30 protein-coding genes are annotated in these 24,941 nt (G+C 37.5%); 8 read left to right on the top strand and 22 right to left on the bottom strand.

Going from position 1 to position 24,941, the window contains the following annotated elements; translation table 11 throughout:
* Positions 1–6: 6 nt before the first annotated feature.
* The 4 genes from AAY42_RS13480 to AAY42_RS13495 form a co-directional block, all read right to left on the bottom strand.
* The gene (locus AAY42_RS13480) at positions 7–378 is read right to left on the bottom strand and encodes a DUF1304 domain-containing protein (protein ID WP_055396093.1); all 372 of its coding nucleotides are present in this window, start codon (positions 376–378) and stop codon (positions 7–9) included.
* 3 nt (positions 379–381) lie between these two features.
* The gene (locus AAY42_RS13485; RefSeq protein WP_055396095.1) at positions 382–921 is read right to left on the bottom strand and encodes a 3-hydroxyanthranilate 3,4-dioxygenase; all 540 of its coding nucleotides are present in this window, start codon (positions 919–921) and stop codon (positions 382–384) included.
* 120 nt (positions 922–1,041) lie between these two features.
* The gene (locus tag AAY42_RS13490; RefSeq protein ID WP_055396097.1) at positions 1,042–1,554 is read right to left on the bottom strand and encodes a CAP domain-containing protein; all 513 of its coding nucleotides are present in this window, start codon (positions 1,552–1,554) and stop codon (positions 1,042–1,044) included.
* A 211-nt stretch (positions 1,555–1,765) separates the two neighbouring features.
* Positions 1,766–2,278: a CvpA family protein gene (locus AAY42_RS13495; RefSeq protein WP_055397935.1), complete on the bottom strand. Its 513-nt coding sequence runs from the start codon at positions 2,276–2,278 to the stop codon at positions 1,766–1,768.
* A gap of 61 nt (positions 2,279–2,339) precedes the next feature.
* Between AAY42_RS13495 and AAY42_RS13500 the strand changes: the two genes are divergently transcribed.
* Positions 2,340–2,696 (top strand): hypothetical protein, encoded by a 357-nt coding sequence (locus tag AAY42_RS13500; protein ID WP_055396100.1) that lies wholly within the window; start codon positions 2,340–2,342, stop codon positions 2,694–2,696.
* A gap of 168 nt (positions 2,697–2,864) precedes the next feature.
* A complete protein-coding gene (locus AAY42_RS13505; protein WP_055396102.1) occupies positions 2,865–4,532 on the top strand; it encodes a glycerol-3-phosphate dehydrogenase/oxidase in 1,668 nt (555 codons plus the stop codon).
* A gap of 2 nt (positions 4,533–4,534) precedes the next feature.
* On the opposite strand, the gene AAY42_RS13510 is transcribed toward AAY42_RS13505, so the two are convergent.
* Positions 4,535–5,857 (bottom strand): serine aminopeptidase domain-containing protein, encoded by a 1,323-nt coding sequence (locus tag AAY42_RS13510; protein ID WP_055396104.1) that lies wholly within the window; start codon positions 5,855–5,857, stop codon positions 4,535–4,537.
* A 115-nt stretch (positions 5,858–5,972) separates the two neighbouring features.
* Here AAY42_RS13510 and AAY42_RS13515 point away from each other — a divergent pair, with 115 nt between their 5' ends.
* Positions 5,973–6,725: a LytR/AlgR family response regulator transcription factor gene (locus AAY42_RS13515; protein WP_055396106.1), complete on the top strand. Its 753-nt coding sequence runs from the start codon at positions 5,973–5,975 to the stop codon at positions 6,723–6,725.
* A 2-nt stretch (positions 6,726–6,727) separates the two neighbouring features.
* Here the strand turns inward: AAY42_RS13515 and AAY42_RS13520 are convergent, their stop codons facing one another.
* Positions 6,728–7,729 (bottom strand): NAD(P)H-dependent glycerol-3-phosphate dehydrogenase, encoded by a 1,002-nt coding sequence (locus AAY42_RS13520; protein ID WP_055396108.1) that lies wholly within the window; start codon positions 7,727–7,729, stop codon positions 6,728–6,730.
* 124 nt (positions 7,730–7,853) lie between these two features.
* Between AAY42_RS13520 and AAY42_RS13525 the strand changes: the two genes are divergently transcribed.
* The gene (locus tag AAY42_RS13525; protein WP_055396110.1) at positions 7,854–8,777 is read left to right on the top strand and encodes a hypothetical protein; all 924 of its coding nucleotides are present in this window, start codon (positions 7,854–7,856) and stop codon (positions 8,775–8,777) included.
* 230 nt (positions 8,778–9,007) lie between these two features.
* On the top strand, positions 9,008–10,585 hold the full coding sequence (locus tag AAY42_RS13530; RefSeq protein ID WP_055396112.1) for a SulP family inorganic anion transporter: 1,578 nt from the start codon (positions 9,008–9,010) through the stop codon (positions 10,583–10,585).
* On the opposite strand, the gene AAY42_RS13535 is transcribed toward AAY42_RS13530, so the two are convergent.
* From AAY42_RS13535 to AAY42_RS13565, 7 genes are all read right to left on the bottom strand, one after another.
* A complete protein-coding gene (locus AAY42_RS13535) occupies positions 10,582–10,860 on the bottom strand; it encodes a hypothetical protein (protein ID WP_055396115.1) in 279 nt (92 codons plus the stop codon). The genes AAY42_RS13530 and AAY42_RS13535 overlap by 4 nt on opposite strands.
* A gap of 63 nt (positions 10,861–10,923) precedes the next feature.
* Positions 10,924–11,511: a DinB family protein gene (locus AAY42_RS13540; protein WP_139063735.1), complete on the bottom strand. Its 588-nt coding sequence runs from the start codon at positions 11,509–11,511 to the stop codon at positions 10,924–10,926.
* Between the two features lie 10 nt (positions 11,512–11,521).
* Entirely contained in the window at positions 11,522–11,875 is a 354-nt protein-coding gene (locus AAY42_RS13545) for a hypothetical protein (RefSeq protein ID WP_055396118.1), read from the bottom strand.
* Between the two features lie 27 nt (positions 11,876–11,902).
* Entirely contained in the window at positions 11,903–12,622 is a 720-nt protein-coding gene (locus AAY42_RS13550) for a hypothetical protein (protein WP_055396120.1), read from the bottom strand.
* 59 nt (positions 12,623–12,681) lie between these two features.
* Positions 12,682–13,161, bottom strand: a complete 480-nt coding sequence (locus AAY42_RS13555; RefSeq protein ID WP_055396122.1) for a c-type cytochrome — start codon at positions 13,159–13,161, stop codon at positions 12,682–12,684.
* A gap of 111 nt (positions 13,162–13,272) precedes the next feature.
* On the bottom strand, positions 13,273–14,232 hold the full coding sequence (locus AAY42_RS13560) for a YheT family hydrolase (protein ID WP_055396124.1): 960 nt from the start codon (positions 14,230–14,232) through the stop codon (positions 13,273–13,275).
* The gene (locus tag AAY42_RS13565; RefSeq protein ID WP_055396126.1) at positions 14,232–15,233 is read right to left on the bottom strand and encodes a bestrophin family protein; all 1,002 of its coding nucleotides are present in this window, start codon (positions 15,231–15,233) and stop codon (positions 14,232–14,234) included. Before AAY42_RS13565 ends, AAY42_RS13560 begins: the two co-directional genes overlap by 1 nt.
* Before the next feature lie 319 nt (positions 15,234–15,552).
* Here AAY42_RS13565 and AAY42_RS13575 point away from each other — a divergent pair, with 319 nt between their 5' ends.
* Positions 15,553–17,208 carry an FAD-dependent oxidoreductase gene (locus AAY42_RS13575; protein WP_055396130.1) on the top strand — a complete coding sequence of 552 codons (1,656 nt, stop codon included), beginning with the start codon at positions 15,553–15,555 and terminating at the stop codon, positions 17,206–17,208.
* A 6-nt stretch (positions 17,209–17,214) separates the two neighbouring features.
* Here the strand turns inward: AAY42_RS13575 and AAY42_RS13580 are convergent, their stop codons facing one another.
* Positions 17,215–18,192 (bottom strand): NAD(P)H-dependent flavin oxidoreductase, encoded by a 978-nt coding sequence (locus tag AAY42_RS13580; RefSeq protein WP_055396132.1) that lies wholly within the window; start codon positions 18,190–18,192, stop codon positions 17,215–17,217.
* Between the two features lie 115 nt (positions 18,193–18,307).
* On the opposite strand from AAY42_RS13580, the gene AAY42_RS13585 reads away from it, so the two are divergent.
* Positions 18,308–18,784, top strand: a complete 477-nt coding sequence (locus AAY42_RS13585; RefSeq protein WP_055396134.1) for an acyl-CoA thioesterase — start codon at positions 18,308–18,310, stop codon at positions 18,782–18,784.
* A gap of 15 nt (positions 18,785–18,799) precedes the next feature.
* Here AAY42_RS13585 and AAY42_RS13590 read toward each other — a convergent pair whose 3' ends face one another.
* From AAY42_RS13590 to AAY42_RS13625, 8 genes are all read right to left on the bottom strand, one after another.
* Positions 18,800–19,129 carry a hypothetical protein gene (locus AAY42_RS13590; protein WP_055396136.1) on the bottom strand — a complete coding sequence of 110 codons (330 nt, stop codon included), beginning with the start codon at positions 19,127–19,129 and terminating at the stop codon, positions 18,800–18,802.
* A gap of 155 nt (positions 19,130–19,284) precedes the next feature.
* A complete protein-coding gene (locus AAY42_RS13595; protein ID WP_139063736.1) occupies positions 19,285–19,536 on the bottom strand; it encodes a hypothetical protein in 252 nt (83 codons plus the stop codon).
* 38 nt (positions 19,537–19,574) lie between these two features.
* Positions 19,575–20,468 (bottom strand): DMT family transporter, encoded by an 894-nt coding sequence (locus AAY42_RS13600; RefSeq protein WP_055396140.1) that lies wholly within the window; start codon positions 20,466–20,468, stop codon positions 19,575–19,577.
* Complete coding sequence (locus AAY42_RS13605; protein WP_055396142.1) at positions 20,465–20,818, bottom strand: arsenate reductase family protein; 354 nt, start codon at positions 20,816–20,818, stop codon at positions 20,465–20,467. The genes AAY42_RS13600 and AAY42_RS13605 overlap by 4 nt, the downstream gene beginning before the upstream one ends.
* 16 nt (positions 20,819–20,834) lie before the next feature.
* Positions 20,835–21,437: a short chain dehydrogenase gene (locus AAY42_RS13610; protein WP_055396145.1), complete on the bottom strand. Its 603-nt coding sequence runs from the start codon at positions 21,435–21,437 to the stop codon at positions 20,835–20,837.
* 15 nt (positions 21,438–21,452) lie between these two features.
* Positions 21,453–22,145 (bottom strand): aspartate/glutamate racemase family protein, encoded by a 693-nt coding sequence (locus AAY42_RS13615; protein WP_055396147.1) that lies wholly within the window; start codon positions 22,143–22,145, stop codon positions 21,453–21,455.
* 198 nt (positions 22,146–22,343) lie between these two features.
* On the bottom strand, positions 22,344–22,646 hold the full coding sequence (locus AAY42_RS13620; protein ID WP_055396149.1) for an ArsR/SmtB family transcription factor: 303 nt from the start codon (positions 22,644–22,646) through the stop codon (positions 22,344–22,346).
* Between the two features lie 88 nt (positions 22,647–22,734).
* Positions 22,735–23,478: a DUF3298 and DUF4163 domain-containing protein gene (locus tag AAY42_RS13625; protein WP_055396151.1), complete on the bottom strand. Its 744-nt coding sequence runs from the start codon at positions 23,476–23,478 to the stop codon at positions 22,735–22,737.
* Positions 23,479–23,565: 87 nt separating this feature from the next.
* On the opposite strand from AAY42_RS13625, the gene AAY42_RS13630 reads away from it, so the two are divergent.
* Positions 23,566–24,720 (top strand): cystathionine gamma-synthase, encoded by a 1,155-nt coding sequence (locus AAY42_RS13630; RefSeq protein ID WP_055396153.1) that lies wholly within the window; start codon positions 23,566–23,568, stop codon positions 24,718–24,720.
* Positions 24,721–24,941 lie beyond the last annotated feature (221 nt).

Consider the following 24,941-nt stretch of genomic DNA (forward strand, 5'->3'; position numbering starts at 1 on the left):
GATTTATCAAATGAAATTGTGCAACAGGAGCAATAGAATTCCTATGAGTGCCGGAAGTGCTTGTACCATGAATATTTTCTTTGATACAGAAATTGCCCCATAGATTCCTGCCAGGGTAACACACCCAAGAAAAAATAGGCCAACATAAATTTGCCATAATGTGTCTTGGATCAGAAGTGACCAAACAAGGCCAGCTGCTAAAAATCCGTTATACAGCCCTTGGTTGGCTGCCATACTTTTGGTGGGTTCAAACAAATGTTCGGGAAAATTTCGGAAGACTTTTTTTGCTTTCGTGGTCCATGCAAACATCTCTAACCATAAAAAATAGAAATGTAAAATGGCAACAATCAGGATAATAAGTTTAGCGGCTATAATCATAATTCAATCTTTTGCTATAAATCGTTCATCAACTGGCATTACTGTTCCGCAGTTGTTACATGTGCGTAAGTCTTCGGAACTATAAAAATGTTTAAAGTGACTTAAAAAGTCCTTTTCAATATCATTCAGGGTAAAATAGGCTTCATAAAGTTTATGGTTACAACTGTCGCAAAACCATAGCAGGCCATCATCCACATTCATATCTGCTCTTTTTCTCTCTACAACAAGACCGATAGATCCAGCGTGTCGAACAGGGGAGTGTGGTACTTTTGCAGGATGAAGATACATATCTCCTGGACCAAGTTTCATTGTCTTTTTTTGTCCATCCTCCTGTATATGTACTTCAATGCTCCCTTCTAATTGATAAAAGAGCTCCTCGGTTTCGTTATAATGATAGTCTTTGCGAGCATTAGGCCCAGCTACAATCATTACAATATAATCACCTGCTTCTTTGTACAGATTTCTATTGCCAACAGGGGGCTTTAGGGTGTCGCGGTTTTCTTCTATCCATTTATTTAGGTTAAAAGGAGCCTTTATTGCCATTGCAAAAGTTTTTAGAAAGGTATAAAAAACCTTTGTTGCAGCATAGGGTTTAACAAAAAAGACCCGTGCAAAGCACAGGTCTTATCAAACACTTATTTAGTGTAACCTAATAAAACTTATTTATTGAACTTTCATAAAAATTTGCGTGAAGTAAGGCAAACCTTCTTTATCCAACTGAACACTCAAGGTAGTATGGGTATATTCACCTTCAATGGCTTCTTTGTGTGATGCACTCTTTAACCAACCATCAAGAGTAAGTTCTGCAGTGCTATAAAATCGTGCTACATTTTCACTTACATCTACAGCATTTATTTCGGATGCTATACCTGATGCTCTTGATTCAAAGTTGTCATGACTCAATTTATTTTTTGATATCATGTAATTATTGTGCGCTTCGGCATACTTGTATGATGTTGGACTTGATTGCAATTTGGAAGACCCAACTGAAACCCTATAGTCATTTACTAAATCAAAAAGATCTTTTTCCATTTGAACTGGATCAACAACAACTTTTTCGCCTTCAAAAAGTGATTCGGTAATAATTTGTTCCTCTTCAAGGGAAGAAGTCTTACTGCACATGCTTACTCCAATTGCCGAAGCAATAATCCATAAAGCGTAAAATAATTTTTTCATTTTCGGGGGTAATTGTGGAGATTGGTTCTAAAAATCTCCTATAGTTCTATTGCTAAACTACTTTCAGACAACAGGTCTGCCAGAAAATATCCATATGATTACGGATTAATCCGATGAGTTGCAAAATTGAACTAAACTGGGTCAAATAGGGTCTGGCAGTAGTTTCCTTTTATCGAAGAAAAATGCCCTTTTAAAGGATTTTGAACAGGACTTAGTTTTCAGCTTCTTCAGAATTTTCCTTTTCGCTTTCAAGGACAAGGCTAAAAACAAAAGCACCAATTTCCTTTACGGGTTCATAAAAGATGGAAGTGCTCTTCGTGTCATCTCCCACAAAGTCAAAAGAAGATGTAAGGCGTTCAAAGAATATCAAAAGGGCCCCAACGATAATAGCAACCTTAAGCATTCCAAAGACACCTCCGGCAATCTTGTTCAAAATGCCCAACATCGCAAAGTCCGCTATTTTAGTCAGGAATTTACCAGCAAAATTTACCAAGAGTACAATTGCAAAAAATGTAATCAGAAAAGCAGTTATTTTTAGATATTGTTCGTTCCAGTTAAGGTTTTCCGCAAGATAGTTGCCAGCAATATAGGAGAAGTGTATGGCGCCGTAGATTCCTGCAATCAAAGCCAATAGGGAGGCTATTTCTACAAACAATCCATTTTTTAAACCTTTATATAGTCCCCAAACCAACAATATCCCAATAACAATATCTAAAAAGCTCATAAATGGGTTTTTAACAAATATAGGATATTGATTTGTACCTTTGAAGCTCCTAAAAAATGACATGTCAAGAGACGATAAACTTAAGGAAAGATGGGAATTATTGGTGGAAAAATTGTCCAATCAATTTTCTGATGGAGACCCATTGGAAATGGATGGCATTATCTATTTGGTGGGGGTACAGGAACTTGGCAATTTTAAAAGGGACTTCAAAAAAGATGAAAAAGTCAATTTAATGCATATCGCCATTTGTAGGTTATTGGAGCCTTATGGGTATTATGATTTTGATTTTTTTGACGAGGATGGTTGGCCCCACTATATCGTAAAGGAACAATTACCCCCATTAAAAGCCGGGGAGCAGTCCGTTTTGATGAAGGAGGCGTTGGTAGGATACTTTTTAGAAAAAAAATATATTCAATAACTTCAGCTGAGGCGCGAACTTGGAAGTTGAATAGGTTACCATATAACAAATCCTTTGAAAGAGATTAGCCAGATTATCAGATTTAATATAAACTTAATTTCTTTTACATTGTAAACGTTTACATTTTATGTAATTTTGATGTTTGCTCCTTTAACTAATCGCTATAAGATGAAAGAGATTGTTGAATTTTCAAACTTGAATAGGAAGAAAACCATTCAAGAACTTTCCCAAGAGACATTCGACTTGGTTGTCATCGGTGGTGGAATTACTGGTGGTGGAATTGCCTTGGACGCAGCCTCAAGGGGAATGAAAGTTGCCTTGTTGGAAAAAGGAGATTTTGCATCCGGAACCAGTAGCAAATCAACCAAATTAATTCACGGAGGGCTTAGATATCTCAAACAGTTTGATTTTTGGTTGGTAAAAGAAGTAGGTTCGGAAAGAGCCATTGTACATAAGTTGGCACCGCATTTGGTCCTTCCTGAAAAAATGTTGCTTCCCTTGATTGAAGGAGGTTCTTACGGTAAATGGTTGACTTCCATTGGTCTAAAAGTATACGACATCCTTGCCCAAGTGACAGGGGATGACAAACGGCAGATGTTGGAGAAAAAAGAAGCATTAAAACTGGAACCGCTTTTGCCAAAAAAAATATTGAATGGAGCGGGGTACTATGCAGAATATAGGACAGATGACGCAAGATTGACCATTGAAAATATAAAAACCAGTTTGCAATTTGGCGCTAAGGCGTTGAACTATGCCAAGGTTACAGATTTCATTTATACTGACGAAAAAGTAGCAGGGGTAAAAGTAAAGGATGAGGTTTTAGGGGATGAGTTCAACATCAAATCAAAATATGTAATTAGCGCTGCGGGACCGTGGGTTGATGAATTACGAAGCCTAAACAATTCTAAAAAGGGAAAACGACTGCACTTGACCAAGGGAGTTCATTTAGTGTTTCCAAGGGAAAAACTTCCGGTAAAACAATCGGTGTATTTTGATGTTCCTGATGGCCGAATGATGTTTGCCATTCCAAGGGGGAAAATTACGTATGTTGGAACTACGGATACCAATTTTAACTTGGATAAGGATAATATCAAAACTGATTTGGCCGATGCTATTTATCTGATTTCAGCAGTCAACAATATGTTTCCGAGCATCAATTTGGAAATGGAAGATATTATTTCTTCATGGGCTGGGTTGAGGCCCTTGATTCATGAAGAAGGAAAATCAGCTTCAGAACTTTCCCGAAAGGATGAAATTTTCACCTCGGACACAGGGCTTTTCAGTATAGCAGGAGGGAAGTTAACGGGATATCGCAAGATGGCTGAACGTGTTGTCAACAGAATTGCCAGGAAAATGGAGGAAGATGATGGTACAAAAATCCCAGAATGTACCACGGATAAAATTCCACTTTGTGGAAGTGATTTTAAAAAATATAAGCACGTAAAAAAATACATCAGTGAGGTTTTTGACCGGATTAAGGAAGATGGATTTTCGGAATATGATGCATGGTATTTGGTCACCAATTATGGAAAACAAACCGAAGCTATTTTAGAAAACTATGCCGCATTACGGAACAAGGATGTTTATCTTAGAATGCTTCGTGCCGAAGCACAATTTGCCATTGCCCATGAAATGGTTTTGAACCCAATGGATTTCTTTATCAGAAGAACGGGAAGATTATATTTTGATATTGACAGCATCCGAAATTATATGGAGCCCATCCAAGAAGAATTCAAGAAAGCATTTGGGTATGATACTGCCCAACTTGAATTTTTTAAGGAGAAAATGGAGGAAGAATTGGAATCGCACTCCAGTTTTTCATTGGAGCGCGTCTAGTTTTATAATCCTGCCATTTCTTGTGCCCAACCAATAATCAGGTTAATTGTACCCTCATCCCATTTGCCCTCTTTTCCCTCAAAGGAGTTTTTTGGACTTTCATGTATAGTGTTCCAATGGTCCAAACCCGGATATTCATGTAGTAAGTGGTCTTGGTGCCCATTTCTTTTTAAGACTTCAATAATCATTTTGTTATCGAAAGATGACATTATCCAATCGTGGGCTCCCCTTAAAATTCTTACGGGAACTTTTAGTTTCTCCCATTGCCCTGCTAAATCAAAATCCTGTAACTGCTGATAATATTGAACAGGCCTTCCATACATATGTGCTGCGGAATGATAATTGTATTCGGCAAGTGCAGGATATTCATTAACCACTTCTTGATAGGTTTTCTTTTGAATCAACATTCCGTGATAAAGAGGAATATAAAAGTTGTTCATTTTTTCAACGATTTGCGATTCCGTATTGTCTTGAAACTGAAGAATTCTTCTTTCAATTTCCAGCATATGCTCATACCATGTTTTAAAGAAGGTGCCATCAGAAATAACCCCGGCCAATTCAAATTCGTTGGCCAGCAGCGGCGCTAAGGCACTTCCCATGCTGGAGCCGTAAACGATAATTCTCGATGTATCAACATAAGGTTTTGACTTCAAATTTTTAATGGCTGACCTATATCCCTCCAAATCCATTAAAAAATCTGAAGTACTACAATCACCTTCACTATCACCTACGCCGGGTTTTTCAATGCGCATTACGACCATTCCCGACTTTTCCACCAAATCCTTGATGGTTTGCCCCCAATTGTTACCTCTTCGCCCTTTATAAGTTTCAATACTTGAACAGCTTAGTCCACCAATTAAAACAATTGCAGGCTGTTTTCCAGATTTTTTAGGTTTGGTGATAATGGTTCTTTGCGTAATTCCATAGGTGCTCGTGACCTCTTCGTAAAAAGTATCGATTCCTTCGTGCTTTTCCTTGCCCAATGGATTGAACCTTACATTGGCTTCAACAATTTGAGTGTCCCGTAGTGCTTTGATTTTTATATCGACACTTGCTCGTAGGCCATAAGAAACATCACTCCAAGCCTCTTCGTCTTTTAATAGAACATTATTCACTTCTATGATAATATCATTGGGCATAAATCCTGCCTTTGCAAGCGGGCTGTTTTTCGTTATCTCTACAATCTGCGCACCTGGAACACCCGCCTTTGGACTACTTATTTTTGCTTCCCAAGAGCTTCTTCTGGTAAGGTATTGTGATTGTGAACTTGGAATTGAAAAAAGAAGAATAAGACAAAAGAACAAGAATCTATTTTTAAGTTTCATCAATATGGATTTAAGTTTTCTTTAAAATTAGATTGCCTATTTTTAGCTGGAGGATAATTTATACATAGGCACTTGTTTTTTATGTCAACAGGGCTCGTACAATGATTTAATATTCATGCAATCCACAAATAGCTTTTATCTCTTTAATTCAAGAATAGCTACCCATAGTGTTTTTTGGGTATTGTACTATCTGCTATTTGGATTGATTTGGGTTGGCGAGGAAGGGTATTTGGCTTCTTTTTATTTGGAGTTTGTCTTATTGCCAATTCGGATTTTGGCTGTGTACGTCACTATTTATTTTTTGCTTCCGCGATTTTTGCTTAAAAGAAAGTTTAGAAGTTTTTTTATTGGATATGGATTGACAATGCTTCTTGGAGGAATACTACAACGCGTTTTTATCCACTTGTTTTATGAGGAATTATTGTTGAATGATTCAACTACGGGACTGTTCAATATTATGTCGTTGGTAAAAGCAATCATTTTGATTAACACAACCACCTTGTTAATTCTTGGAATCAAGTTGTTTCAACTCTGGTCCCTTGAGCATGACAAGAACAAAAGTTTAGAAAGTGAAATCTTGGAAATTAGGTCCAACCGAAGAACACATCGTGTTCCCCTAAAGAACATACTTTTTGTAGAAGGCTTGGGGAATTATGTTACCTATCATTTGGTAGATAAATCAAAAATAACAAGCTATGGGAGTATTAAGGGCACACTCAAGGAGTTGCCGGATAATTTTAGGCGCGTTCACAAATCCTATATAGTGAATAAAGCATATATAAAATCATACGATGCCATGACCATTGATATTCAGGATAATGCCATTCCAAGAGGAAAAAGCATTTCGGATGAGGTGTTGCTACATTGAATCTAATCCAGCCTTTCGGTTAATTTTCTAAAAACTTTTTTTGGATTTTTTTCTTGATAAAGCACTTGGTATACCGCATTTATTATTGGTGTTTTGGATTTCTTCTCGTTCTTTTCATGTAAAAGATGTGCACTTTTGGTCGCATAATAACCTTCGGCAACCATATTCATTTCCATCATGGCGCTTTTTACGGTATACCCCTTACCAATCATATTACCAAACATACGGTTACGGCTAAAAGTTGAGTAGCCTGTTACCAATAAATCTCCCAAATAAGCCGAATTATTAATATTGCGCTTCATTTTGTAAACACTATCTATAAATCGCTTCATTTCCCGTATTGCATTGCTCATCAATACGCTCTGAAAGTTATCTCCATAACCCAATCCATGGGCAATACCTGCAGCAATGGCATAAATGTTTTTCAGCATGGCTGCGTACTCGGTGCCAATAATATCATCAGAAATTTTTGTTCTGATATAATGGCTTTTCAACTCATTGGCCACCAATTCTGCTTTTGACTCATCGGCACACGCAATGGTGAGATAGGATAGACGTTCCAAAGCCACCTCCTCTGCGTGGCATGGGCCTGTAATGACCCCAATATTTTTGAACGGGATTTTATAATGTTCATGAAAGTGTTCCCCAACAATCAATCCACTTTCTGGAACAATTCCTTTAATAGCAGAAAAGATTATTTTGTTGGCCAAGGGAACTGTAAGTCCGCCTAGCTCACTTTCTAAAAAAGCCGATGGGATTGCAAAAATGAGAATATCGGAAGATGCAACAATATGGTTAATGTCATTACTTAGTTCAAGCTTTGAAACATCAAACTGAACGGAACTTAAGTAATTGGGATTATTGCCTTCATGATGCAAATGTGCAATAGCGGATTCGCTTCGCATATACCAGGCTATGTCTTCTAGATTTTCAGAAAGCATCTTTACCAACGCCGTTCCCCAACTACCTCCTCCTAAAATACCAAATCTAAGTTTGTCACCCATTTACAAGAATTAAAATGTAAAACTAAACATTCTAACAATTAGATTGTTAAATTCTGAATATCAATAACTTATGTTTTTTGGCATGGTGCTTGGTTTATGAGTATTGAATTGAAAAACCAGAAGTATGAAAATTGGAAAACTACTATTCGGAATTGTATTTATAGGTCTTTTGGCCAGCTCATGTTACACTGAAGTTGTATTTGAAGATGATTTTATAGAAGAATCGTCATATAATACAGCATTGGTATTGGAAGCCTATGATTTATGGTACATTGATATAAATGAAACAAGGGGAAATGGTGAGGTACCTTTTTTACAAAGTGCATTTACAATTTCCTTTGACCGTGGAGTCGTATATGCCAATAACAATATGGTTGGTATTGGTAAAACCGGAAATGGTTTGGGAATAGATGTAGGTTCATATGCCACATTGAATGGAGCGGTTGAGATAAACCATGATATTGATAACCTATGGTTGTTAGAGGTATTTGCGGTAAATAATAGCACATTGGAACTGTACGATTCCCGTTCCAAAACATCCTATATATTGAGAGGGTACCAGCGTTCTAATTTTGATTATGACATGGTTTTTTATGACAACATCAACTACTTTTTACAGGAATATGAAATTTGGGAAAAAACCTTTACCAGCGAGGTAGGTGCTATAAATGAGTTTGATGATGAAAATTATCTTCAATTTTTATCTGGGGACAATGGTGAATTTTTTAGGTCTTCAATTGATGGTAGTGGAATCCCAATTTCAAACATACAATGGGATTATGAAGGCGATTTTGAAGTTTTTGATGTCGCAAACGATGAGACATTGAAAACTTTAACACTGGATTATGACTTTTTGGGCAATGATTATTTTGAGCTCTACGTTATTAATGATAGTACTATTGAACTGTATCATGTTGACAGCGGAACGATATATGAATTTACAGGTAGAGGATACATTCAATATTTAAAATCTGGAAGTAAAACAGGTAAAAAACGTTCAAAAGTTAAAAATTCTGTAATGAACGTTACAAGACAAAGAAAAATGTAAGGAAGAACTTTAGTGTTCGACTATATAGACAAGTTTTTTGGTTGGTTATTTAGTTGGAGCCGCCTCAAGCATTTAGCTTGGGGCGGCTCTTTTTATAGATTTCAAAATCACATATAAGGCAGTTAAGAATTTTGCAATTCTCCACATATTAATTATATAATCTTTAATTCTTTGCGTATATGGTGTCAAGCCAAGGATTTATGGTATTTTTGCGCCCTTAAAATCAGGAGATGAAAAAATATCTAAATCTTTTTGACTTTTCCCAAAAGGTGAACTATCGTACCGAAGTTTTATCCGGTCTTACAGTAGCCTTGGCGCTCGTACCCGAAGCAATTGCTTTTGCACTGATTCCGGGGTTCTCACCTTTAACCGGTTTGTATGCCGCTTTCGTTTTGGCGTTGGTAACCTCAATCCTTGGAGGACGTCCCGGAATGATTTCTGGTGCTACGGGTGCGGTTGCGGTTATTTTTGTCGGCTTGATTTTAGAGCTTAAACGTACTTTTCCTGGAATAGAACCTACGACTATTTTGAACTATGTTTTTGCCACGGTCATCATTGCCGGAGTCATTCAAATTTTGGCAGGACTACTCCGTTTGGGAAAATTTATACGCCTTGTACCACATCCAGTAATGTTCGGATTTGTAAATGGGTTGGCCATTATTATTTTCATGGCCCAGTTTCCTAATTTTTATCAAAAAGGAACAGACGTACTGTTGTCTGGAACTTCCCTGTATACCATGTTGGGCTTAACCCTATTGACCATGCTCATTATCTGGGGCTTTCCAAAAATTACAAAGGCTGTTCCTTCATCCTTATTGGCCATTATTGTTGTTTCAGCAATTGTTATTGGTTTTGGAGTTGACACACTCACTGTAGCTGATACTATTCAAGAAGGAGAAAGTATCAAAGGAGGTTTTCCTCCCCTGTCCATTCCAAACATTCCCTTGACCTGGGAAACGTTTTTAATCATAATTCCATATGCAGGTATTGTAGCAGGAGTTGGTTTGATTGAAAGTTTATTGACCCTTAATATTATTGATGAAATAACGGAAACCCGCGGTAGTGGAAACAAAGAATGTGTTGCCCAGGGCACCGCTAATATTTTATCTGGATTCTTATCAGGTATGGGCGGTTGTGCTATGATCGGACAGAGTTTGATCAACACTTCGTCAGGGGCACGAGCACGACTTTCTGGAATTACTGCAGCAGTAATGTTATTGGTATTTATCATGTTTGGCAGTAGCTTGATTGAGCAATTACCCATGGCGGCTTTAGTTGGATTAATGTTTATGGTCGCCATTGGAACGTTTGAATGGGCTAGTTTTAAAACCTTTCGGAAAATGCCAAATTCAGATGTCATCGTAATGGTTTTGGTGACTTTGATTACGGCAATTACCCATAATCTTGCCGTGGCGGTTTTATTGGGAGTTATTATTTCTGCATTGGCATATTCCTGGGAGAATGCAAAACGTATTCGGGCCAGAAAACATACAGATGAAAATGGGGTAAAGCATTATGAAATTTATGGTCCTTTATTCTTTGGCTCTACTACATTATTTGCTGAAAAATTTGATGTTCAAAATGACCCAAGTGAGGTAATCATTGATTTTCAAGAAAGCCGTGTAGCCGATATGTCCGGTATTGAAGCTTTGAACAAGATTACCGAACGCTACGCCAAAGCAGGCAAGAAAGTACATCTACGACATTTGAGCAAAGATTGTATCCGCTTATTAAAAAATGCTGAAGATATTATTGAGGTTAATATGTTGGAAGACCCAACCTATAAAGTGGTTGTGGACAAGGTTTAGTTCGAAAGAAGCATATACCCTTCAAATACTAAGAGGCCTACAAGGAATAGAGAAAGAAGGTATACAAATATTTCCTGCAACCTGTCCTTTTTTGCTTGGGCTATGATCTTGTCCCTAATTTTCTTCTGCTCAAAAGGAGTAAGTTCTTTAAAGTGGAGTTTTGCATCATTTGTAAAACCTTCATAAGTCTCTCGAATATCACTATAACTTTGTCTCTTACGAAGCAATGAACGATTTTGCTTTGATGCCAATACTGAGTGACTTGCGAATCCCATAATTTTCTAGGTTTAATTATAGGTAGCAGGAAAAAGCTTTTTGTTACAAAGCGTTATGGTGGGCTATTCTCTCAATCTACCATTAAAAACACTCACTTTAGGATTGATGGGATTACCGGAAGCTCTCCGCATCATGGTAATTTGGCCTGCATGATAGATACAATCGGATAACATTCCATTGATCATGTTCCAATAGGGGTATGGAGTTTGATTTTCTCCGCGTTGAAAAATGACCTTAAAATCTTTAAAATCGTCAGCAGTTGCACCAGCCATTGCTTGGCTTGCCGCTTGAAGATTTTTTAATGTCCCTTCTCGCAAGTCTTTATAGGTAAGCTCTGAAAGATTCATGGGACGAACATTGGGTTTGGATTCGGGAGCGTTCTTGATCATTTCAGACATGCCATAGATGTGTTGAAGTGTTTCAAAAATGGTTCTCCCATCTTCGGACACCTTATAATCCAAATCTTTTTGGGTCAATCCTTCTGTGGCCCAGTAGAATCTAAAGCCAAGACCATCTATCATTCTGGCCACTACATTTCCAGAACCATAATCTTCAGGATAATCTGGGATTTGATGATAGGGGAGTTCCATATGTTGTGCTTGAAGATTACTTGCTAAAATAAATATTGATAGTACTAAAAGGTTTTTCATAAAATAGGAATTATTCGATGCATCCTTTGTAAAAAGGTGCATAAGCATGTATTTCTAATGTAAAAAGTTTGTTTTGGATGGCAAGGTCTTGTTGTAACATGTCGTTAATCGTTTTAAAATCCTTTGCCTTTAAAACCAACATGCCCGTGTCACTATAGCGCGCTCCAGTTACAATTACCGAATCCTTTCGTAATTGGGACAAAAAACTGGAATGCTCCTTAAAATAGTGTTGTTCCCCAGGGGATTTTTCAGCATCCCAATTTTCCCCAACCGTGTACAGCGCAACAAAATATTGGTCAGTTTTTGGGGTGGTTTCTTGGGCAAGAAGAAAGAATGGAAAAAGTAAAAAAATTAAAACTCTCATATGCTATCAATTAATGATGATACTAGCCTATTTCATTGATTTTCGCTTACTCCAAACCTCATAGATTGGCTGTCCCTTGCTACTTAAACCAGAATGGTGCCAATCGTCATCTTTTAATTCAAAATTATACTCAAGACTAGCCCCAACTCTAGAATCATCTTTTGAAAAGAACTCTATATTCTCCGTGTACTTTCCATCAATCGTGGTGTAGCTCCCTCCGCCAGTACCCATAAATTGTTTTGTTTCGGTATTATATGCAATCCATTGAAAACGGGTTCCAGATAAAATTTTCATCGTTTTTCTAGGACGACTGGTATCCCGTGATTGAAGTTCGCCATTTCGTTTTCTGCCGGACATTATCCATGCACCGGAAAGCAGTCCCGGAGTGCCATTATCGATACGTGTCCAAATCCGATTGGAATCTTTAGTTTTCAATTTGTTTTCAGATAAATCAATTTCAAAAGATATTTGGGTACCAACCCTTTCAGGGGATTTGGTATCAAATTCAACAGTTTCGGTAATAGTACTGCCATTAAGAAACCATTCGCCCCCATTCGTATCCATAAAAGCTCCTGTCTTAACATCGAACCAAGTGGAAACTTGATGCCCTTCGGAGAATATAACCACGTTTTTGATTTGTTGACCTTCTTTGTCAGTTCCTGTACTTTCCCATGCTCCCAACAGGGTTTGGGCTTGGATTGAAGCACAGAGTCCTAGGGCAAGGATAACCAATGACATCTTTTTCATAATAATTGATTTTGAGCTAGCGCAGCAACACCAATCCATATACCATAGAACGATATGTTTTACAGCGTACGTAAATACTCAGCCAAATCACGAGCTTCTGCTTCGCTCAAATTTTGATTGAGCATTATAGCATTGTTATATTCCTTTAATAAGGCTTTGGCAATGGGATCTTCACGAAGCATCTTGTCAGGATTCAGAATCATGTTCATAACCCATTCTGGGCTCCGGCGTTCGTATACACCCTCCATTGCAGGGCCTATCATTCGCTGATCCACCATATGACATGCTACACAGATAGCATTGAATTTAGCTTCACCACGTGCTGCCATTTCAGTGTCAATTTCATCAGCAAAGGAAACTGATTTTATTGGGCCAATTCCTTTGTTGGTCAAATCTACTGGCACACCTTCAGTAGTTTGTGCTTTTTTCTCTTCGGTTTTGGTTCTACTTACCTCAAAACCTTCTTTTTTCTCTTCTTTTTTTCCACCACAGCTTGCTAGAAAGGCACCCAATGCCAAGAATAGGAATAGTTTTTTCATTTTGTTTAGCTCTTTGTAATTTGATGTATTTGCAGCTACTAAGATAGTTAATTAGCGACGAATTTTCCTTTGATTTTGTTAAGCTTTAATCAATAGGGGTCCGAAATCGATTTAGTTGGAAGTAAAGAATTCCAAAGCCCTTGTTTCTGTATAGGTGGTATTGTTTTTTCCCCAAAAACCAACATGCCCTCCATAACTGGGAGCCTCCAAATAAATGTTCCTATGTTTTTCTGCTTCGTGGAACGGATAGCATTCATTTCCCAAAAAAGAATCATTCTTTGCATTAATGATAAGGCTTGGAATGTTTATGTTAGGCAAAAACTGTTTGGAACTGCATTGCGCATAGTAGTCCAATGCATCTTTAAAATTATGCGCCTTGCTTGTATAAATATCGTCAAAATCTTTTAGGGTTTTAATGCAAGCAATATCAGTATCCGATAAAAGCTCAGGAAACAGAAGTTGCTTCTGTTTAAGCTTGGCAATGAGGTTTTTTTTAAACCGGTTGGCGTATAATATATTCTTGGGCTTCAACAATTCCAAACATGAATCTTGCAGATTGCATGGCACAGAAATAGCAACGGCTCCCTTAACTTCATTTGGCACCTGATTTCCTTCACCTAAATAATTAAGTAACAAATTTCCACCCAGACTGAATCCTTTTAAATAAATTTCTGAATAGTTGTTGTTATTGAGAAGATGGTTCAAAACTTCCACTAAATCTTCCGTTGCCCCAGAATGGTAGGACCTATATTTTAGATTCGATTCTCCGCTACACCCTCGGAAGTTAATGGCACAGGTATCAAATCTTTTTTGGTTAAACAGTTTGGCACTTCCTGTAATGTACGGGCGTTGTGCATCGCCTTCAAGTCCGTGGAGCAGAATGACCAACTTTTGTGTTGAGGTGTTGGATTTACTCCAATCCAAATCTAAAAAATCTCCATCAGGCAATACAAGTCGTTCCCTTTTTTGCATAATCCCATGTACTTTTCTAACAAGGCCTGCATAAACTGTCGAAAAATGTCCATTTCTAAAGAAAAGAGGGGGATTATAGCTTGAAGAAACCTGGGGCATTAATACAAAATATTGTGCTGGGGTTTTATCTTTTCTGGCAGATTTTTTTCATCCAGCATATCTCTTAAATCAATTTCAATGGTTCTGCATAAAGCGGTCATGGGCACATCATTGATGCGACCCTCAAATGGGTCTTCGCTATTGCTTCCCACTTTTTCCATGGTAACGAACATCCAAGAGATCAGGACGGAAAAGAAAATCATTAAAACAATGTACCACCAGTTGTGTCCATTGTTCAGTTCACTGAGTTGGGTTTCAAATACATTTAATAGGCCAAAAGGAAGCAATAAAACAAAAATCCAGGTAAAGAGAGTACTGAAATATGCGTATTGCCTTGGGAATGGTGTATTTTTTATACGTTCGCACTTGCCCTGTAGGTTGTACATTTCCTCAAGATTATTATGGAAAATTTGCTTATCGAATTCTGTTATTTTTTCTTCTTTCAACAGCTTTTTTAGATGTAGCCCCTGTTTTTTTATGATATGAGTGGCAACGTTTTTTCTATTTTCCAGTCCGTCAACTTCCTCTGGGGATAAGAACATATCCATTCCATTACAAACAGGATTTCGTTCGCCGTGTCTATCAAACAAACGTTCCACAGCCCTATTTTCCCGAATTGAAAAACTGGAAGGTTGTCTTAGCTGGATTCGCAGTGCATTTATCCAAGCCAAATGCCTGTAAATCAATATAATTTGTGCATCTCTGTCATTCTCAACATAACTAAGTACGTTATTGGCCCAGGTACGGGAATAGTTTACAATTCCACCCCAAATTTTTCGCCCTTCCCAAAAACGATCGTAGCTCTGGCTGTTTTTAAATCCAATATAAAAAGCAACTGCAATACCAATTACGGAAAGCGGCTGAAAAGGGATATCAATATGCTTCCAATCCAATGAATGATAGAGATAAAAGATAACTCCGGCGTAGAGCGTGAAAAAAATAAGATTTTTCCAAGCATATCTTATAATGATGTTCCAACTAATATTTCTTTTGATGTACATGTTGGTTGATTATGTTCTAAAAATACTTAAATCTTTCATATTTGTCATTGGCTTAAAATTTGAAAGTAAAGTTTATCGTATTTTTAAGTAATGGAGTTAAGCGGGCAAAATGTGAGCATCTTCAGGTTATTTCTAAAGTGAAAAAAGATAATGGATACGAATGGCAAGAATGTGGAATAACCTCATGTTGTGATAGTCGCTCAAAAAATATGCAAGTAAACATGCCAATTCTCATAATCATACCGTTGTTAGTTCCCCAGAACCCAATGAAAATTGAATGTGGTGTTACGTTCATGAATCAATCGCTAAATATTAAAAAATGAAAGATCCTCGTTTTCCAGAACTTACCCAAAGACAAATAAGGATTCTAAAGGCCTATGGAGAAGTCGAGAATCACCCATCAGAGGCAAAAATATTTACGCTTGGAGATTTACAGTATGATTTTTTTGTGGTTTTAGATGGTGAGGTTTCTATTGAAGACCCTTATAATGATAATGCAGTTATCGTAGCACATCAAAAGAATGAATTTACTGGGGATAGTGGGATGCTTTCTAACCGTGGAGCACAATTTCATGCCATTACCAAAGGAGACACGAGTGTACTTCGGATTGCTCCAAAAAAGCTGAAAGAAGCTATAGCAAGACATAGTGATATTAGCGATGTATTATTAAATGCATTTTTGCTTCGCCAAGAAACCGTACTAACAGAGTTTACAGGTGGAATTAAACTTGTTGGTTCCGGTAACTCAAAAGAAACGTATGCTATCCGGGATTTTATGGATAAAAACCATATCTGGTATAACTTTTTGGATGTTGATGTATCAGAATCCGCCCTCGAGCTTTTAGAGAACTTTAATCTTTCTAAAGAAGATTTGCCTTTTCTGATCAATAGTGAAGCTAAAGTGTGTCCAAATCCTTCACTGGAGCAACTGGCACGTTACTCGGGAGTCTTAATGGATTTTGAGGATAAGGTTTTTGACCTTTTGGTCATAGGCGCTGGACCGGCAGGATTGGCAGGAAGTGTCTATGCCGCTTCAGAAGGGTTAAGTGTGGTTACTATTGATAGTAAAGCACCAGGTGGACAAGCGGGGAAGAGCTCAAAAATTGAAAATTATTTAGGTTTTCCCACGGGAATTTCTGGGAGTGACTTGGCAAACAAAGCTTATGTGCAAGCTCAAAAGTTTGGGTGCAATATTTCTATTCCACATAAAGCGGAAAAGATAGAGCATACGGGGAGTCATTTTATTCTTTATGCAACCAATGATAAAACCATAAAGACCAAAGCCATTATGGCAGCAACGGGTGCAAATTACCGTAGTTTGCCAATTGATAACATTGAAAAATTTGAAGGAAGCGGGGTGTATTATTCAGCAACTGGAATGAATGCATCAGCCTGTAAAAATGAGTTGGTAGGCGTAGTTGGTGGAGGAAACTCAGCAGGACAGGCGGCATTGTTTCTTGCCAATCATGCTAAAGAAGTACATGTAATATTACGGGGAGGGGATTTGGGTGCGAAAATGAGCGACTATTTAGTACAGCGCATTGAAGCAGCAGAAAATATATTTGTACATCTAAATACCCAAGTAAAAGAGTTATATGGTCGATATCATTTGGAGTCTTTGGTTTTAGAAAATAAAAAGGGAGAAAAAACACCGAAAGACATTACAAATCTGTTCACTTTTATTGGCGCCAGGCCATGCACGGAATGGCTACAAGGGTTAGTAGCAACAGACGATAAAGGGTTTATATGCACGGGTCCCGGAATAAAACAAGAAGAACTACATAAGTGTTCTATTTATAGTGGAAGAGAGCCTCAATCTTTGGAAACCAGTATTCCTGGATTTTTCGCTGTGGGCGATGTGAGAAAAGGGTCTGTAAAACGCGTTGCATCTGCAGTAGGGGAAGGATCAATGTGCGTGAGCCAAGTTCATCAATTTTTGGCAGATTTAAAGAATACAACAGCTATAGAAGCTTAGTTTTTACTATTCCTTAGGATACGTTTCTAATAGTTTTGCTTGCTCCTCGATAGCTTCTTTAAATTCTGATTTTAAAGTTTCTACAAGTTCAGAAACTGGCATTACATTTTCAATTGTGGTTACACCCTGCCCTGCGGACCAAATGGTTTTCCAAGCTTTGGCTTCTGTATCCAGTTCTTTGCCAAAATCAATTTTATGGTCTTTTTTAAGATCTTCTTGGGTAATTCCGGCTGCTTGTAAACTTGGTGCTAAAAAATTCGCATGTACACCAGAGATAGCCGCTGTATAAACAACATCGCTTGCACCGGCATCAATAATCATTTTTCGGTATTCTTCAGGAGCTTTGCTTTCTTCAGAATTTATAAAGCGTGTTCCCATATAGGCCAAGTCTGCACCCATTTGCATAGCTGATGCAATATCCTGACCCGTACTAATGCATCCAGAAAGCAAAATGGTTTTTTTGAAGATTTTTTTTACTTCGGCAATCAAACTCATGGGGTTTATGTTGCCCGCATGGCCCCCGGCACCAGCTGCTACAAGGATGAGCCCATCAACACCAGCTTCAGAAGCTTTTTCGGCATGTCTTTTTTTAATGATGTCATGAAAAACCAAGCCACCATAACTATGTATGGCATCTACAACCATGCTAACTGCTCCTAAAGAGGTAATGACCAAGGGGACTTTGTGCTTCATACAAAGTTTTACATCAGCTTCCAGTCTAGGGTTTGTAGGATGAACAATGAGATTGACCCCAAATGGAGCTGGCTTTTTACCTGTTTCTTCCTCAAACTCCTGCAACTCAGATTTTATTTGGATGAGCCATTCTTCAAAACCTTCGCTCGTGCGCTGGTTCAAAGCCGGAAAAGTACCAACGATTCCATTTTTACAGCATTCAACCACAAGCTTGGGCCCGGAAATTAGAAACATGGGTGCTGCAACAGCAGGTAGGGAAAGGTCTTTGATGAATTCGGCTTTGTGGCTCATTTGTTTATGTTAAAGTATCATTAAAAATAAGGCTAATTATGGCTTTTGATTGGAATCAGTTTTGAAAACTATGGTAATTTTACAATTATTATGCACGCATAACAAATAACGGACTATGTTTTTTAAGGAATTTGAGATACGATGGAGCGATTTGGATGCAAATCGCCATTTAGCCAATTCGGCTTACATTAATTTTATGAGTCATACACGTATGGCCTATCTTGGACAATTGGGATTTAACCAAAAATCTATGGAGCAGTATAGTATTGGGCCGGTGGTCTTTTACGAACATATGTACTACTTTAAAGAAGTTTTCCCTGGAAAACCTGTAAAAGTTTCACTTGGTTTTAAGGGGATGAGCGCGGATGGAATGTTCTTCGAATTTCAGCATGATTTTTACGATACTGATGGCAAAAATTTTGCCCGTTGTGAAATGATGGGTGCTTGGATGGATCTAAAGGAACGTAAATTAATGGCCCTACCTCAGCTATTTATGGATGCATTTAACAAAATGGAGAAGGCAACCGACTTTAAAATCTTGACCAAGGCAGATACTAGAAAGCATGTTCAAATCCCCAAGGATTTAACATGAGTAAATAAATTGCTGCTAGGGTTGTTTTGTCAAAGTATCCCCAAACAGCATTAATTTCCCATTTGCAATGGAATAATCATATTCTCCACTTGGAAAACCACTTGTGAAGTTGATTTTTTTATCTGTAAAGGTATAAGTGAAATTGTCATCATCTCCTTCAGAATCTATCCTGTTTCCTGTCAAGTTTTCATTGAATTTCAATTCATAAGAAAAGTTGTCTGTTGAATCTTCAAACCTCCATGTTCCTATTAAGGTGTTTATAAGTACATCCTGATCTTTGGGTTCATCTTTTCCACAACTAAAAGCTACCAACACAATAAACAGAAGAAATTTTACTCTATCCATAATTAGATTATATTGATAGAGCAATTATAAAGTAACCCTAAAAATAACTGGCTTATGAATTGACAGTTCACATTTATAAATTGATGAATTGTCCAAATCAGTTAAAAAACATCAGCTTCATCAGCCGGATAGATTTTGTAAGAATGGATATTTTGCTAGCCTCTGTTTTTCTTTGCATAACCAAACCAACTGGGTGTATTTGAAATGAGTTTGCCCGTTATAACTTCATCCAACCATCTTTCATACCAATCCAAAAAGTTATTCTCATGGGCGAACAAGGGCTTTAACTCAGCAGACTTTTCAAAGTTGATTACTCTAACTTTAAAAGATCCGGTTATAACTAATCCATGCAAAAAAGCACAGCCTTGTGCGCCCAAGGGCATGATTCCAGCAAAAATCCGTTTCAATTCACCAAGAATGAAATAAGTAAGATAAAGTAGAAACCTTAAGTACTTGGCTTAGGTTTTTTGCTTGCAAGGTATACTCCAAATAAGACCAAAGCCGTAGCAATAATTTTGACTAATGTCAATTGATCCTTGCCGGAAAATAATGCAAAGATGATTCCAAATAATGGCTGTACATATACAAAGGCCCCAACGGTTGACGCCTTTAATTCTGAAAGCGCGAACGCATTAAAAAGGTAGGTCATAAATGTGGTACCAATAATTACAAACGCGATTGTTGCATATACCCATACAGGCATAGTTGACCATTGTATTTCTAAAAATTCGGGCAGCGTAATGGGGAGATTAATAATAATTGCAATAGTAAACAACCATTTCATTAATGTAAACGGATGATATTTTTCAATCAATTTTTTAACCACAATAAGGTAAGCTCCATAGGAGGTAGCATTTACAAGAAATAGAAAGTTTCCCAGAGGAATATTTGGCGCATCTTGGCGTATTTCTGCTCCAAAAAGTATCAAGGCTACAGCTCCCACAAATCCTAATAAGATGCCAAGTCCTTTGTTCAAGGTTATTTTTTCACTCAAGAAAAAAGCGGATAATACAACTACAATTATAGGGGTTATGGTTATTAAAACAGAACTATTGATAGGCGTGGAAAGTTGAAGTCCTTTAAAGAAGGCAAGCATATTTATGACCATTCCCAAAATGGCACAAACCAAGATACGCCCCCAATCTTTTTTCTCGATTTTTTCTTTAGGCCCAAAAAATGAAATTCCCCAAAATAAAATGGCTGCACCCACAACCCGCAACAGAATAAATCCGAAGGGTTGGACATAGGTGGGCATAACCCCTTTGGCAACGGTATGGTTAATGCCATAAATAGTGGTGGCCCCCAAGGCAGCCAACAATGCCAATGTTCGTTTGCTCATGAATGTAGTGCCTCTTTGGCCGCTTGGACTATTTTTTTTGAATTCCCCACAAATATTTGCTGGTCAACAATTGTAACGGGTCGTTTTAAGAATGTGTAGTGATCTAGAATTAGATTTTTATAATCATCCTCAGACAATTTTTGTTCATGCAATCCTCTTTGGCGGAACAACATAGCCCGTTTACTAAATAGGGATTCATAACTTCCTGACATTGCGGCCATTTCTTCAATTTGCTCTTTTGTAATGGCCTCTGTTTTTATTTCTTGTAACACTACTCCATCGAGTGGTTGCAACTCTTTTAAAATTCGGATGCAAGTGGAGCAACTCCCTAAATGGTATATTTTTTTCATCGATTGATTTTAAATGCTATTCGTAAATTCTTATGATTTTTCCATTATCCTTACCCAAGACACTTCGAGCATAACCAGCAATTACCTTGTTCATTGGAACTGGGTTATGTCCTGGAAAATAATCCTTGTACTTTTCATAGGCATCTTCTACCATTCCTGATGAAACCACGTTGATTCTGATACCATTTTCCATTTCAAGGGCAACTGCTTGTGCAAAGCTATGAATTGCTCCGTTCACCATAGCAGCACTGGCTGTTTTTATTACGGGGTCATCTGCTAAAATTCCGGTAGTCAAGGTAATCGAGCCTTTTTTGTTCAGATAGTGTTGACCAATCCTCACTAAATTTACCTGTCCCATGAGCTTGCTTTTAAACCCGATATAATAATCTTCTTCTGAAAGCTCACTAAAATAATCCCATTTGGCTTCTCCGGCAATACAGATAATAGCATCCAATTTTCCTGTTTTTTCAAACATTGTCCTTATTGAATTACTATCCGTGATATCTACTATAATAGAACCGGTGCTTTTGCTCGCCACAACGACCTTGTGGCCTTCTTTAAAATATGAGGTTACCTTTTTGCCGATGGTTCCGTTACCTCCAACTATAAGTATTTTCATTATTTTCCAAGAGATTTAGTTTAAAGCAAAATCAACTGCCTTTTGTGCATGTATTTTTGTGGTATCGAAGGTTGGAAGACTCACTTCCTTTTCCGGAATCAGTATAGGCAATTCCGTGCAACCTAAAATTGCGCCTTCTGCCCCCTGAGCTTCCATTTTTTTAATGATATCCAGGCAAATTTCCTTGGATTCCTCAGTGAAAATACCTTTCACAAGCTGATTATAAATGATTGACTGAAGTGTATCCCTGTCCTCTTCATTTGGAATTAAAACCTGCAAACCATATTGTTCTTCCAAGATTTTTGTGTAAAAGTCTTTTTCCATAGTGAACTTCGTGCCCAACAGTGCCACTTTCTTTAAACCTTTACTTTTAATAGCTTCGCCCGTAGCGTTTGCGATATGTAAAAATGGGATATCAACGGCATTGGTAATGGCATCACTGACCAGATGAATTGTATTGGTGCAAAGAATAATAAAATCAGACCCGGCACTTTTCAAATTTTTGGCCTGTTCCTCCATAAGTTTCCCTATCTCATCCCATTCTCCCGAGAATGAGAAACGTTCAATTTCGGCAAAATCAACCGAGGAAAGAACACTCTTTGCCGAATGGGAACCGCCCAACCGCTCTTTGACAATTTCATTTATATATTGATAATATATTTTTGAGGATTCCCAACTCATTCCCCCTATTAAACCTATTGTTTTCATAGTTTTTTATTTAAATTTTGACATGTCTTCTGCGCCTATGATCCGAATGGACGCAAGAATTTTTTTAATGTTCTTTGCAAAAGTACTTTGTGTATTTTGCGTTAGCTCAGCATGATTGATACAACCACAATCCAAACAATGTTCCATAGTTATTCAAATTTATATTTCGCTAATTATCGATTTGTTTGTCTAAAAAATTTATAAATCGGTTTTTAATGACTCCACATATGCTTCAATTACTTCTTCGTTTCTTTTATAATATGTCCATTTTCCATGTCTCGTTGGAATGACCAAATTTGCATTTTGCATAGAATTTAGATATGTGGAAATGGTAGATTGCGACAGCCCAGTTTTGTCCTGAATGTATCCTACACAAACACCATCATTAAAATGGTCAATGTCTTTGTGTGGCGGAAAATTTAGCTCAGGATTTTTTAGCCATTTTAGAATATTAACCCTAGTTTTATTTGACAATACTTTGCTTATTTCAACAATATCCATAGTACAAATATAATTTAAATATTTACATATCTAAAAAAATAGATATGTTTTTTATTTTCTATTTAAAAGTATGTGTATTGTAGAAGAACTAAAGCCTTACTTTTCTTTTCAAATATTTATTTGCTTCGGCATATGGTAGGGTCAATATAATTGGCCCATCCGCATAAGACGCAATCTCATATTGATTGTATATTAACTGAATACCATCTGGTGTATATCCAATATTTTCTGCTAAATGAAAAACGTCGCCGTCAAACATAAAGCCCGTGGTGTTGATATTTTCATCCTGCGGAATTGCTTCCTGAATCCTAAACTTGGTTTCCGCAAACTTCTCAAAACCTTCTGTATTTGTAAAAAGCTCCCAATTTTCAACCTCCATTTCTTTCAACTTATCAAAATTCAAAAATGTGGTTGATCCATAACCATGTGCACCCCCGGTAAATGTATATGTATTGAATACCAGGCTTATGGTATTTTTATCCTCGTAGATAACTTCGCTATTTACTTTTGCCTCCCAACCAATTGTTTCATCAGGAAATCTATTTATAAGCTCTCTATAACTATTGGTAAACGAGTACACAGCATCCTCCATAGAAACGATTTCCTTTTCTTCATCAAAAGACAACAAGGCAATAATCTCTTCTTCCAAAGTCGTGTTTATGGTTTTTGCAAGTCTGGTTTTGTCCAGAGCTTTTGGAATGGATATTTCAATTTGAGGGCAATTGCCGCAGGCACCTTCGTCTATTTCGTAAGGCTCAAAAGTAAGTTTATCCTCATTTTCACAACCAATGGTGAGCAATAAAAACAAAATTACCTTAAAAGGAGTTTTCATAAGATGGGGCTTTTGGATTTACCAAAAATAAGACTTCGTTGATTACTCCAAAAGATAACAATACATTTGTATGTAGATTAAGACAAAATGAGCAAGAAAGATTTAAGATTCAATAGTAAAACCATTCACGGTGGCCAGCAGCCAGATAAGGCATATGGTGCAGTGATGCCACCAATTTATCAAACTTCTACCTATGCCCAAACCACACCGGGAGGACATCAAGGATTTGAATATTCCAGAAGTGCCAATCCTACGCGAACCGCTTTGGAAAACGCCTTGGCGAGTATTGAAAATGGAACGTATGGATTAGCATTTGCAAGTGGACTTTCTGCCATGGATGCAGTAATAAAACTTCTAAATCCTGGGGATGAGGTAATTTCTACCAACGATTTATATGGTGGGAGCTATAGAATCTTCAAACAGATTTTTGAGAAGTATGGGATTAAATTCCATTTTGTTGGAATGCAAAGTATAGAAAGTATACGTGAGCATGTAAATACGAAAACAAAACTGATTTGGGTTGAAACACCTACCAACCCAATGATGAATGTAATAGACATAAAAGCAGTTTCCGAACTTGCCAAAAAGAACAATCTATTATTGGCGGTGGATAATACATTTGCCACTCCATACTTGCAACGTCCATTGGATTTGGGAGCGGACATTGTTATGCATTCTGCAACTAAATATTTAGGTGGACATAGTGATGTTGTTGTTGGGGCTTTAGCAGTTAAGGACAAGGAGCTAGCTGATAAATTGTATTTCATTCAGAATGCAAGTGGTGCCGTTTGTGGGCCGATGGATAGTTTTTTAACGCTACGTGGAATTAAAACGTTGCACGTACGTATGCAACGGCATTGTGAAAATGGGAGAGCAATAGCTGAATATCTTGTAAAACACCCAAAAATTGAAAAAGTATACTGGCCTGGGTTTGAAACCCATCCCAACCATGATGTTGCCAAAAGCCAGATGGACGACTTTGGAGGTATGATTTCATTTGTTCCCGAGGGGAGCAGTTATGAAGAGGCAATTAAAATTGTAGAAAAATTAGAAGTGTTCACCCTTGCTGAGTCTCTTGGTGGTGTAGAAAGTTTGGCAGGGCATCCTGCAAGTATGACCCATGCCAGCATTCCCAAAGAAGAACGGGAAAAAAGTGGTGTTGTGGACTCACTAATAAGACTTAGTGTGGGAATAGAGGATGTAGATGATTTAATAGCGGACTTGGATCAGGCGATAGGATGAAGAATAATTGCCAAATTCAAGAAAAAGTTACGTTTCGAAGTCTAGAAATGGGAAAAACAAAAGATTTTTCAATAGATATGTTAAAAGCCTATCTCAATTATCAGTTTTTGAATAATTTATAAAAAATAGACTGCAAAATTATTGAAATAATATATTTTTGCCCTCAAATTCATAATTCGTTAAAACTAATTCTAAACTAAGTCCTTTGGACCAAAACTAGT

It is taken from the genome of Flagellimonas eckloniae (assembly GCF_001413955.1).
GTDB lineage: Bacteria > Bacteroidota > Bacteroidia > Flavobacteriales > Flavobacteriaceae > Flagellimonas > Flagellimonas eckloniae.